Source organism: Desulforamulus reducens MI-1, assembly GCF_000016165.1.
Classification (GTDB): domain Bacteria; phylum Bacillota; class Desulfotomaculia; order Desulfotomaculales; family Desulfotomaculaceae; genus Desulfotomaculum; species Desulfotomaculum reducens.
In genome coordinates this window covers 145,141-157,577 of record NC_009253.1, presented here as the reverse complement: position 1 = coordinate 157,577, position 12,437 = coordinate 145,141, and the positions used below count along the sequence as shown (strand labels likewise).

8 protein-coding genes are annotated in these 12,437 nt (G+C 47.9%); all 8 read right to left on the bottom strand.

The features are described from left to right. Positions 1-2: 2 nt before the first annotated feature. Positions 3-425 (bottom strand): hydrogenase iron-sulfur subunit, encoded by a 423-nt coding sequence (locus DRED_RS19140; protein ID WP_238442552.1) that lies wholly within the window; start codon positions 423-425, stop codon positions 3-5. 322 nt (positions 426-747) lie between these two features. Continuing rightward, positions 748-3,780 (bottom strand): CoB--CoM heterodisulfide reductase iron-sulfur subunit A family protein, encoded by a 3,033-nt coding sequence (locus DRED_RS00765; protein WP_011876536.1) that lies wholly within the window; start codon positions 3,778-3,780, stop codon positions 748-750. A 134-nt stretch (positions 3,781-3,914) separates the two neighbouring features. Then, entirely contained in the window at positions 3,915-5,171 is a 1,257-nt protein-coding gene (locus tag DRED_RS00760) for a (Fe-S)-binding protein (protein WP_011876535.1), read from the bottom strand. A 42-nt stretch (positions 5,172-5,213) separates the two neighbouring features. Continuing rightward, the gene (locus DRED_RS00755; RefSeq protein ID WP_011876534.1) at positions 5,214-6,041 is read right to left on the bottom strand and encodes an FAD/NAD(P)-binding protein; all 828 of its coding nucleotides are present in this window, start codon (positions 6,039-6,041) and stop codon (positions 5,214-5,216) included. Positions 6,042-6,062: 21 nt separating this feature from the next. Continuing rightward, the gene (locus DRED_RS00750; RefSeq protein ID WP_011876533.1) at positions 6,063-7,067 is read right to left on the bottom strand and encodes a 4Fe-4S dicluster domain-containing protein; all 1,005 of its coding nucleotides are present in this window, start codon (positions 7,065-7,067) and stop codon (positions 6,063-6,065) included. A 17-nt stretch (positions 7,068-7,084) separates the two neighbouring features. Then, complete coding sequence (locus tag DRED_RS00745; RefSeq protein WP_011876532.1) at positions 7,085-8,029, bottom strand: 4Fe-4S dicluster domain-containing protein; 945 nt, start codon at positions 8,027-8,029, stop codon at positions 7,085-7,087. 11 nt (positions 8,030-8,040) lie between these two features. Then, positions 8,041-8,463 carry a hydrogenase iron-sulfur subunit gene (locus DRED_RS19135; RefSeq protein WP_238442552.1) on the bottom strand — a complete coding sequence of 141 codons (423 nt, stop codon included), beginning with the start codon at positions 8,461-8,463 and terminating at the stop codon, positions 8,041-8,043. Positions 8,464-8,785: 322 nt separating this feature from the next. After that, on the bottom strand, positions 8,786-11,818 hold the full coding sequence (locus DRED_RS00735) for a CoB--CoM heterodisulfide reductase iron-sulfur subunit A family protein (protein WP_011876531.1): 3,033 nt from the start codon (positions 11,816-11,818) through the stop codon (positions 8,786-8,788). Positions 11,819-12,437: the final 619 nt, after the last annotated feature.

Below are 12,437 nucleotides of genomic sequence, written 5' to 3'. Positions count from 1 at the left end.
CCTCACTCCACTTTACGAAATAGACCTTTGTTGGGTCCCATTTCTTTTACTTTTCCGGTCAGATCGGTAATCAGATCCGCAAATCTTGCCCCTTCAGACGCTGATACCCAGGTGAAGTTCACTCGGTCTTTTTCGACTCCCATGTAGTTTAAGAGGTTTTTCATCAGCGCGAATTTACGGCGGGCCACCAGATTGCCACTAACATAGTGGCAGTCACCGGGGTGTCAGCCAGAGGTTAGTATTGCATCGGCACCAGATCTCAGTGCACCCATGATAAACAGTGGGTTAATTCGTCCGGAGCAGGGTACCCGTACTACACGGATATTTGGGGGGTATTGCAGTCGGCCTACCCCTGCCAGGTCTGCGCCGGCATAACTGCACCAGTTGCATAGAAACGCCACAATTTTTGGTTCTCGTTCGGCCATTTTCTTCCCTCCTGGAACAGCCAAAGGCTGTTCAGCCGTCAGCCATCAGCCTTCGGCCTTCAGCTTTTTAGCTGTGAGTTATTTTGTTAATTGGTCTTTCTTTTTGGCCGTGAGCCCTGGGCCCTGGGACCCGGGCTTTTTTGGGCCGAGTTGTAATTCTTAGGTGTATCTGAATATCCTAAGGTCAGGCGGTGCAAGCACCGCCCTGACCAGTATATTGGTTGTTTGTCCTTCTATTTTAGGGAATCATTTTTCGTTTAGCCATTTCTTCCAATGGCTCACAGCCCATGGCCGACCCATAAGCACGACCCCAAAGCTTACGCTACTGCCAGGCCACCGCCTGTACCATGGCCATGAGTTGTTCGTTGCTGCAGCCTTTTACGTTGATGGCTCCGCAACGGCAGGAGGAGGAGCATGCTCCACAACCTTTGCACAAGGCCGGGTTAATATCTGCTGCGGTGTTGCCTCTCTCATCGGTTACTAGGGTTGCTGCTTTGGCCGGGCATACTTCTACGCAGACACCGCAGGCCATACATTTCCGTTTGTCAACATAGGCTGCTTTACCATCTGTTTCGATGTTTTCCTTGGCCAAGGCTGTAACGGCACGTCCGGCTGCCGCTTTTGCCTGGGAAATGTTTTCTTCCAGGTTTTTCGGTCCATGGGCTAGTCCGCACATGAATACTCCGTCCGTTCCAAAGTCCACCGGACGCAATTTCATGTGGGCTTCTAAGAAGAAGCCTTCTGCGTTGATGGGCACTTTAAATAGTTTGGACAGGGATGTGTTATCGTTGGGTACAATGGCTGTGGCCAGTCCGATAATGTCTGCGTAGATTTCTACGGGACGGTTTAGAACATGATCTGTAAAGGTTACTTTGGTACCAAAGCTGGTTCCTTCTACTACCGGTTTGGCATCCACACTGTAGCGTACAAAGACGACTCCTTTACGGCGGGCTTCGGTGTACAGGTCTTCGAAGTAGCCGTAGGTACGGATGTCACGGTAGAGAATGTAGACGTTGGCACTTGGTTTAGCTTCTTTTACTTTCAGAGCCAGTTTGATGGACTTAGTACAGCAAATCCGGCTGCAGTAGGGTCGCTCGTCATCGCGGCTGCCCACGCATTGGATAAAGACATAGTTGTTGGCGTTTTGCAGTTTACCGTCTGCCAGCATTCCTTCTACTTCCAGCAGGGTGCGTACTCGGGTGTTGTGGCCATACAGGTATTCCGTGGGCTGGTATTCAGCAGCGCCGGTGGCTATGATGACTACACCATGTTTAATTTCTTCACCGTTGGTCAGTTTGGTTTGGTAGTTGCCCATAAAGCCCTGTACATCAGCTATTTCTACGCTGGTATAGACTTTAATCTTTGTATGGCTATTTACTTTGCCAATTAGTTCGTTAAGGTAGGCTGGTACATCTTCGCCGCCCATACCATACTTAATACGTTTGGCGATACCACCCAGTTCTTCAGCTTTTTCTACTATATATACTTGGTAGCCCTGGTCAGCCAGATTCAGGGCAGAGGTTAAGCCAGATACGCCGCCTCCAATGACCAGTACATCATGGTTCATGGGCAGGGTAATGGGGTGTACGGGTTCCAGCAGGGCTGCTTTTTTAACAGCCATTTTTACTAGGTCTTTGGCTTTTTCGGTGGCCTTTTCAGGTTCGTTCTGGTGTACCCAGGAGCAGTGGTCACGGATGTTTGTCATTTCAAAGAGGTGCGGGTTCAGTCCTGCCTCTTTTAAGGTCTCTTGGAACATGGGTTCGTGGGTACGCGGGCTACAGGAGGCCACCACAATCCGGTTTAGGCCATGTTCTTCTATGGCTTCTTTGATCTGGGCACTGGCGTCCTGGGAACAGGCGTACAGTTTTTCGGTGGCGTATACTACGCCAGGTAGTGTCTTGGCATATTCGGCTACCGAGGGTACGTCTACCACACCGCCGATGTTTATACCGCAGTGGCAGACAAATACGCCGGTCCGTACTATTTCACCGGACACATCTTTGGGTGCCGGGTATTCTTTGGTTTTGGTCAGGGTCCCTTTGGCTTCTGCCAGCAGTTTTTGTACTTCTCCTGCTGCTGCACTGGCCTGCATAACGGTTTCCGGAATGTCTCTGGGGCCGCTGAAAGCACCTGCTACGTATACGCCGGGCTTGTTGGTAGCAACTCCACTTAGTTCTGGTACATCCACAAAGTTGTATTGGTTCAGTTCAACTCCCAGTGTTTTTGCCAGTTCTACAGCTGCTTTGTGGGGTTCTAAACCCACCGACAGTACCACCATATCGTATTCTTCGGTTATTACGGTGCCATCTTCTAAGGCATAGCGTATTTTTACGTTGTCATTTTCACCAAGGTCTAGGCTGTATACACGGCTACGTACAAAGTTTACGCCATATTGGGCTTTGGAACGTTCGTAGTATTTTTCAAAGTCTTTACCGTAGGTCCGCATGTCCATGTAGAATATGGAGGCTCCTAGGTCGTACGGGGTGTGTTCCTTGGCAATAACTGCCTGTTTGATTGCGTACATACAGCATACTGAGGAACAGTAGCCATTACCTATCCGGCAGTTCCGGGAACCCACGCATTGGATCCAGGCAACTTTTTGAGGTTCTTTATGGTCACTGGGGCGTATGAGGTGTCCTCCAAAGGGTCCAGAGGCACTCAGGATTCTTTCAAATTCCAGGGAGGTTACTACGTTTTTCAGTTTACCGTATTGATATAATTCAAGTTGGGTTGGGTCAAAGGCTTCAAAGCCCGGTACCAGCACGATAGAACCTACTTCAATTTGGGTTTCTTCATCCTGCATGTGGTGGTTAATGGCCCCAGCCTGACATGCTTTTATGCATTTCCCACAGAGTTTGTCATTGCTTAGGTTTTTGAATTTTAAGCATTTACTGCTGTCTATGGCATAGGCATTGGGGAATGCCTGGGCGTACAGCTTGTAGATGGCTTTCCGTTTGTTTAAACCCTGGTTAAAGGCGTCGTCTACTTTCACTGGACAGGCCTCGGCGCAGCTGCCACAGCCTGTACATTTATTTACGTCGATGTAACGGGCTTTGGTCCGTATGGTTACCTTAAAGTTTCCTGGTTCCCCTTCCAGTCCAACTACTTCTGAGTTGGTCATGCTGTTTACGTTCAGGTGTCTCCCACAATCTACTAGTTTGGGAGATAGAATACACATGGAGCAGTCGTTAGTGGGGAAGGTTTTATCCAGCATGGGCATGGTACCACCAATGGCCGGCTCTCTTTCCACCAGGTATACATAGTAACCGGATTCAGCTAAGTCCAGGGATGCCTGGATACCGGCTATCCCGGAGCCCACTACCAACACAGCTCCTACTTTATTGGTTGTAGTCATTTTCGCACCTCGCATCCGTAGCAGAATTTATATCACTTATTTCCGAAATTTTCGCTATTTTACAAAGGAAACCCTGAATCCACGGGGCAAGACCCGCGGTCAGGGTCACCTAAAACCTGTCATTATCTATGGGTCTACTCTTCTTCTTTTTTAGCCCAGTCGGGAAGAATGATTGCCTTTGCCAAGAGCGGTGTAATATGGGTACACTTCCAGCCCTTCTTGTATTCCTTATTCATGTCAGTAAACTGGTCCATACAGTTGTGACAAGGAATAGCAACAGTGGTTGCTCCAGTGGCGTCAATTTGCTCAATCTTCCTTCTGGCCTTTTCCATCCGCATGGATTTTTGTTCAGGTACGGCCAGAGCGCCACCACCAGCACCGCAGCAGTAGTTGTACTGACGATTGGGATACATCTCACGGAAATCGGAGCAAATGGCGTTCATAACGTTACGGTTAGCATCTAAAACACCGGATTTACGTACCAAGTTACAGGGATCGTGCACGGTGCAAGGTTCAGGGTTACGACTGGGATCTACTTTCAGTGTACCATTTTTAATCCACTCATCGTAAACTTCCAAAACACTGAGAATGGGAAGCTTGGGACCATCCCAGAATTTTTCGTCAAACAAACGAGTTGACTTATAGGCGTGGCCACACTCGGTAACAACAATTTTCTTTACACCCAAGCGAACTGCTTCTTCAAAGAAGGGACGCTGAATTTCACAGAAATCGTCGTTTTTCCCACTGAATAATGCCAAGTTTGTGCAGTCCCAACGGTGCTCACCCAGGGTATAATCGGCCTTGGCATAGTAGAACACCTTAAGGATTTCTTGTAATTCATGGGAGTAGTATTTAATTTCACGGGCATTCAGGCCAAAGATAAACTCTGCACCCTTTTTACCAACATTAACTTTATAATTAGGATCGCCTAATTCTTCCTGCAGTTCTTCCTCAATCCACTCAATGGTTTCTTGATATTCATCCTGAGGAACATCCATCTGGTTACCAGAATGAATGTGTTCATTAACAACCTTATCCATAAATCCAGGCGTGGGAATACCAAATTGACCCCTCATACCACGGGTAATAATACCGAAGTTTATACCCATGGGGCATTCAACAGTACAACGCTCACAGACTGTACAATTCCAAATGAAAGGATCTTTGAGAGCCTCTTCGCGAAGTCCCAGTACCAGCTTACGCAGGAACTTACGGGGGTCATTGTTCCCGTGAACATCAGCGTAGGGACAGCCGGCAGTGCACATTCCGCAGGCCAAGCACTGAGTCCAATCAATATTTTTAAGTTTTTCCATCACTTCATCTCTAAATTTGGGATCCATGTTAGAGAAATTAATAACTTCGGGTTCTTGGACCTTGGCATTCTCAGACATAATCGAATTCCTCCCCCTTCTCAGTTGATATCTATCTGTTGATTAATATTCGTTGGGCAGCTTATCCAACTGTTCTTTGGTAAATACAGGGCCGTCCTTGCAGACATATTTACTGCCAACGTTGCAGCGACCGCACATACCAATACCGCATTTCATTCTGTTCTCTAAGCTCATGATAATTCGGTCCGGCGTAAAGCCGCACTCTACCAGCACCGGCATGGTAAACTTAATCATCACCGGTGGTCCGCAGATAATGGCATAGTCTGTCTTGGGTGCTACATCCTTGGTAACCGTGGGAATAAAGCCCACTCGACCATTCCAGCCTTCCACTTCACGGTCGATGGTGGTGATTAGGTTAATGTCACTTCTGGCTTCCCATTCAGCCAGTTCATCTTTGTACAGCAATAGGCCGGGGTTCCGAGCACCGTAGATAACAGTTAAATCTCCATAGTCCCCACGGTTCGCCAAAATGTATTGGATGGTGGAACGCAGGGTGGTGAAGGCAAAGCCCCCGCCGATGATAGTCAGGCTCTTACCCTTCAGTTGCTCCAGCGGGTAGCTGTTGCCCAAGGGACCCCGTACACCTACAATGGCCCCTTCCTCCAGCATGTGCAGGGCAGTGGACACTACTCCTACTTTCGCCACGGAGAATTTTAGAATTCCTTTCTCTGTGGGGGAAGATGCAATACCAAAGGGGGCTTCCCCTTTGCCGTATACCATTAGTTCTGCAAATTGGCCCGGCTCATATTGGAAGCTTGCAGCATCTTGTTCGTTTTGGAATTCCAGGGTAAAGGTATGAATAAGTTTGTCTGATGTCTCAGTGAAGTTCTTCACCAATTTCATCGGCAGCGGTAGATAAGGGTTTCTCATCTCTTTTCAACCTCGCTTCCGCTAGTCCAACGCCCGGACATCGGCCAATACTTGGCGAATATCCAGGTTTACAGGACAGTTTTTGATGCACCTACCACAACCAACACAGGCTGTGGCATTGTAGCGTTCTACAAAGTAGTTAAATTTGTGCATGAGTCTTTGTCTCCAACGAGCCTTTCCACCCGGTCTTGGGTTGTGACCGGAACCATGCAGGGTAAATAGCGGGAACATGCAGGCATCCCAGTTTCTTACCCGGCAGCCGTTGCAATCTGTGGCTTCATCTGCTATGTCAAAACAGTGGCAGGTGGGACACAGGTAGGTGCAGGCTCCGCAGCCCAGGCATTTTTCATACAGGCTATCCCAGTATGGATGTTCAAACATGCCGCCCAGTTTTTCTGCCAGACCTTCAATGTTAACGCTGCCATCTGCCTTGGTTTCTTCTTGCAGTTTGGCCGCTTGACCCTTTGCTTCTGCACTGGCTTCGGCTAAGCCCAGTTTGGCCAATAATTCTTTTCCTTTTTCGCTGATGCCTTCTACCACGTAGGCCTCTCCAATGTCTGTCAGGAAGATATCGCTTCCTTCTTTGGCAAAGGGACCACAGCTCATGCTGCTGCAGAAACAGGTGGCTGACGGTTCATTACAGCCCAGTCCCACGATCAGGGTATTGGCCCGACGAGTCAGGTAGTATACATCTTCATATTGATCATTTTTAAACACATTGTCCAATAGTACCATGGATTTTACGTCGCAGGGGCGCATACCAAATACAATGGTGGCCTTCGGATCAACGTTATCTTGCATCCTTACTCCTTCAGCATCCACTGTATAGCTATACAGTTCTTCAGACTGAGGGAAAAGGATTTCTTTGCCAGGTTTTTTGGCATTCATGTAGTCTAGTTTGGCCTCTTCACCCTTTTGAATTGCTGCGAATTGTACCAGGCCTTCTTTTTCTACCGGGGCAATCACTCGGTATTCATTTGCCAGTTTGTCCAGTAAACTCGCGGTTTCGCTTTTGTTTAGAATCATCCTTTTTCACCTCACTCCTATAGCATGAAGTCTTCATTATCTTCGAACTTATGGGTGTTTAGGGCCGGGGGATCTTCTAGGTTTACGCCGGCTTCTGCACCAAACAGTTCTTTTACATCCTTCACCATCTTGCGGTTTAGCAGGGACAGTTTTATGCCCATGGGACAAGCTCTTTCACAGGCACCACAGTCCACGCAACGTCCTGCCAGGTGCAGTACTCTTACCGCCTGGAACAGGGCATTGTCATCTACGTTGGCGGCACTTTTACCAATCCAGGCAGGGGCGCCGCAGTCTACGAAGCATTCGCTGCAGTAGCACATGGGGCAGGCCTGCCGACAGGCGTAGCAACGGATGCATTTTTCCATTTCTTTGGCTATGAATGCTGCACGTTCTTCGTCACTCAAGGCTTCAAAGGCTTCAATATCCGCATAGTTTGCTTCTTTTACTTCTACTTGTTCGCCAATTAGTTCGTCAAAGATTACTGGGTTGTTGTATTGGCAGGTTTTGCAGGAGCCAAACATAACTTCGGCTTTGGCTACTGTCTTTTCAAAGTCTTTTCCTTTGAGTACCAGTTCTGCTCCGGTGTCGGTTGCTTCCAGGATTTCTTTGCATCCCACTGCCTGACAGATTTGTTTACGGTCTACCATTCCTTCACAGGGTACACCGATGATGGTTAGGTTTTCCCTGTTTACTTGGCCTTCTTTGATCAATCCCACAATGGCTCGTACATCGCAGCCCTTGGCGATTACCGCTACTTTTTCGGTACGCTTGCGTACAAAGTTGGCCAGGTTGTTTTCACAGGTGGCGCTCCAGATGAGCTTTTCTGCCTCTTCCGGTGTCCTCGCAAAGTACGGGGTGCTGCGGAGGGGCAGGCTACCTTGGGCAAATCCCACCACTAGGTCTACTTTCTTTTCTGCCAGTAGTTTCTTGGCGGTTTCTCTAATACTTTCGGTTTTGTTCATTCCCTCTCACCTCACTCCACTTTACGAAATAGACCTTTGTTGGGTCCCATTTCTTTTACTTTTCCGGTCAGATCGGTAATCAGATCCGCAAATCTTGCCCCTTCAGACGCTGATACCCAGGTGAAGTTCACTCGGTCTTTTTCGACTCCCATGTAGTTTAAGAGGTTTTTCATCAGCGCGAATTTACGGCGGGCCACCAGATTGCCACTAACATAGTGGCAGTCACCGGGGTGTCAGCCAGAGGTTAGTATTGCATCGGCACCAGATCTCAGTGCACCCATGATAAACAGTGGGTTAATTCGTCCGGAGCAGGGTACCCGTACTACACGGATATTTGGGGGGTATTGCAGTCGGCCTACCCCTGCCAGGTCTGCGCCGGCATAACTGCACCAGTTGCATAGAAACGCCACAATTTTTGGTTCTCGTTCGGCCATTTTCTTCCCTCCTGGAACAGCCAAAGGCTGTTCAGCCGTCAGCCATCAGCCTTCGGCCTTCAGCTTTTTAGCTGTGAGTTATTTTGTTAATTGGTCTTTCTTTTTGGCCGTGAGCCCTGGGCCCTGGGACCCGGGCTTTTTTGGGCCGAGTTGTAATTCTTAGGTGTATCTGAATATCCTAAGGTCAGGCGGTGCAAGCACCGCCCTGACCAGTATATTGGTTGTTTGTCCTTCTATTTTAGGGAATCATTTTTCGTTTAGCCATTTCTTCCAATGGCTCACAGCCCATGGCCGACCCATAAGCACGACCCCAAAGCTTACGCTACTGCCAGGCCACCGCCTGTACCATGGCCATGAGTTGTTCGTTGCTGCAGCCTTTTACGTTGATGGCTCCGCAACGGCAGGAGGAGGAGCATGCTCCACAACCTTTGCACAAGGCCGGGTTAATATCTGCTACGGTGTTGCCTCTCTCATCGGTTACTAGGGTTGCTGCTTTGGCCGGGCATACTTCTACGCAGACACCGCAGGCCATACATTTCCGTTTGTCAACATAGGCTGCTTTACCATCTGTTTCGATGTTTTCCTTGGCCAAGGCTGTAACGGCACGTCCGGCTGCCGCTTTTGCCTGGGAAATGTTTTCTTCCAGGTTTTTCGGTCCATGGGCTAGTCCGCACATGAATACTCCGTCCGTTCCAAAGTCCACCGGACGCAATTTCATGTGGGCTTCTAAGAAGAAGCCTTCTGCGTTGATGGGCACTTTAAATAGTTTGGACAGGGATGTGTTATCGTTGGGTACAATGGCTGTGGCCAGTCCGATAATGTCTGCGTAGATTTCTACGGGACGGTTTAGAACATGATCTGTAAAGGTTACTTTGGTACCAAAGCTGGTTCCTTCTACTACCGGTTTGGCATCCACACTGTAGCGTACAAAGACGACTCCTTTACGGCGGGCTTCGGTGTACAGGTCTTCGAAGTAGCCGTAGGTACGGATGTCACGGTAGAGAATGTAGACGTTGGCACTTGGTTTAGCTTCTTTTACTTTCAGAGCCAGTTTGATGGACTTAGTACAGCAAATCCGGCTGCAGTAGGGTCGCTCGTCATCGCGGCTGCCCACGCATTGGATAAAGACATAGTTGTTGGCGTTTTGCAGTTTACCGTCTGCCAGCATTCCTTCTACTTCCAGCAGGGTGCGTACTCGGGTGTTGTGGCCATACAGGTATTCCGTGGGCTGGTATTCAGCAGCGCCGGTGGCTATGATGACTACACCATGTTTAATTTCTTCACCGTTGGTCAGTTTGGTTTGGTAGTTGCCCATAAAGCCCTGTACATCAGCTATTTCTACGCTGGTATAGACTTTAATCTTTGTATGGCTATTTACTTTGCCAATTAGTTCGTTAAGGTAGGCTGGTACATCTTCGCCGCCCATACCATACTTAATACGTTTGGCGATACCACCCAGTTCTTCAGCTTTTTCTACTATATATACTTGGTAGCCCTGGTCAGCCAGATTCAGGGCAGAGGTTAAGCCAGATACGCCGCCTCCAATGACCAGTACATCATGGTTCATGGGCAGGGTAATGGGGTGTACGGGTTCCAGCAGGGCTGCTTTTTTAACAGCCATTTTTACTAGGTCTTTGGCTTTTTCGGTGGCCTTTTCAGGTTCGTTCTGGTGTACCCAGGAGCAGTGGTCACGGATGTTTGTCATTTCAAAGAGGTGCGGGTTCAGTCCTGCCTCTTTTAAGGTCTCTTGGAACATGGGTTCGTGGGTACGCGGGCTACAGGAGGCCACCACAATCCGGTTTAGGCCATGTTCTTCTATGGCTTCTTTGATCTGGGCACTGGCGTCCTGGGAACAGGCGTACAGTTTTTCGGTGGCGTATACTACGCCAGGTAGTGTCTTGGCATATTCGGCTACCGAGGGTACGTCTACCACACCGCCGATGTTTATACCGCAGTGGCAGACAAATACGCCGGTCCGTACTATTTCACCGGACACATCTTTGGGTGCCGGGTATTCTTTGGTTTTGGTCAGGGTCCCTTTGGCTTCTGCCAGCAGTTTTTGTACTTCTCCTGCTGCTGCACTGGCCTGCATAACGGTTTCCGGAATGTCTCTGGGGCCGCTGAAAGCACCTGCTACGTATACGCCGGGCTTGTTGGTAGCAACTCCACTTAGTTCTGGTACATCCACAAAGTTGTATTGGTTCAGTTCAACTCCCAGTGTTTTTGCCAGTTCTACAGCTGCTTTGTGGGGTTCTAAACCCACCGACAGTACCACCATATCGTATTCTTCGGTTATTACGGTGCCATCTTCTAAGGCATAGCGTATTTTTACGTTGTCATTTTCACCAAGGTCTAGGCTGTATACACGGCTACGTACAAAGTTTACGCCATATTGGGCTTTGGAACGTTCGTAGTATTTTTCAAAGTCTTTACCGTAGGTCCGCATATCCATGTAGAATATGGAGGCTCCTAGGTCGTACGGGGTGTGTTCCTTGGCAATAACTGCCTGTTTGATTGCGTACATACAGCATACTGAGGAACAGTAGCCATTACCTATCCGGCAGTTCCGGGAACCCACACATTGGATCCAGGCAACTTTTTGAGGTTCTTTATGGTCACTGGGGCGTATGAGGTGTCCTCCAAAGGGTCCAGAGGCACTCAGGATTCTTTCAAATTCCAGGGAGGTTACTACGTTTTTCAGTTTGCCGTATTGATATAATTCAAGTTGGGTTGGGTCAAAGGCTTCAAAGCCCGGTACCAGCACGATAGAACCTACTTCAATTTGGGTTTCTTCATCCTGCATGTGGTGGTTAATGGCCCCAGCCTGACATGCTTTTATGCATTTCCCACAGAGTTTGTCATTGCTTAGGTTTTTGAATTTTAAGCATTTACTGCTGTCTATGGCATAGGCATTGGGGAATGCCTGGGCGTACAGCTTGTAGATGGCTTTCCGTTTGTTTAAACCCTGGTTAAAGGCGTCGTCTACTTTCACTGGACAGGCCTCGGCGCAGCTGCCACAGCCTGTACATTTATTTACGTCGATGTAACGGGCTTTGGTCCGTATGGTTACCTTAAAGTTTCCTGGTTCCCCTTCCAGTCCAACTACTTCTGAGTTGGTCATGCTGTTTACGTTCAGGTGTCTCCCACAATCTACTAGTTTGGGAGATAGAATACACATGGAGCAGTCGTTAGTGGGGAAGGTTTTATCCAGCATGGGCATGGTACCACCAATGGCCGGCTCTCTTTCCACCAGGTATACATAGTAACCGGATTCAGCTAAGTCCAGGGATGCCTGGATACCGGCTATCCCGGAGCCCACTACCAACACAGCTCCTACTTTATTGGTTGTAGTCATTTTCGCATTACACCGTCCTCCTATTTCGGCTTTTCCGGGGGCTAAGGATTTCGCCCCAATAAAACTATTTACCCCAGAAGGGATTATGGGGTAAATTTTAAATTTCTTTAGAGCTTATCAGTTCGTTAAATAATTAGAAAAACAAGATTTAGCTCTAGCTTGTACTTAACTTAACAAACCCAAGTACACCTCTGGCTATGTAAATACCAAGGAGCAACTTGTCTTTAAATAGGCAAAAGCACTTTCTCTGAATGGCTATAATATGTCGCCCACCCGACACCTAGCGTAACGAACATACTATTTATGGTGTAATTTACCGGATCCGTTAGTTAGAAAGCTTGTTGACATGATTTTTCACTGTGTATACAAAAAACTAAAAAAATACAGTATTTTCGGCACTTTTACCCCTATGGCTAGTATATAGTTTCTACTTAGTAGTGTCAATTATTTTAGAATATTTTAAAAAGTTCAATCCGCTTCGAATATTTTATAATGTTTTATGGCAATTTATACCTTTTATTATTTCGCTGTGGCTATTTGTCTGAATAGACACCTAATTCATAATTATTTTATCTTTAATAACAAATCCCTTCAAAAATATTATGAAGGGATTTGACGG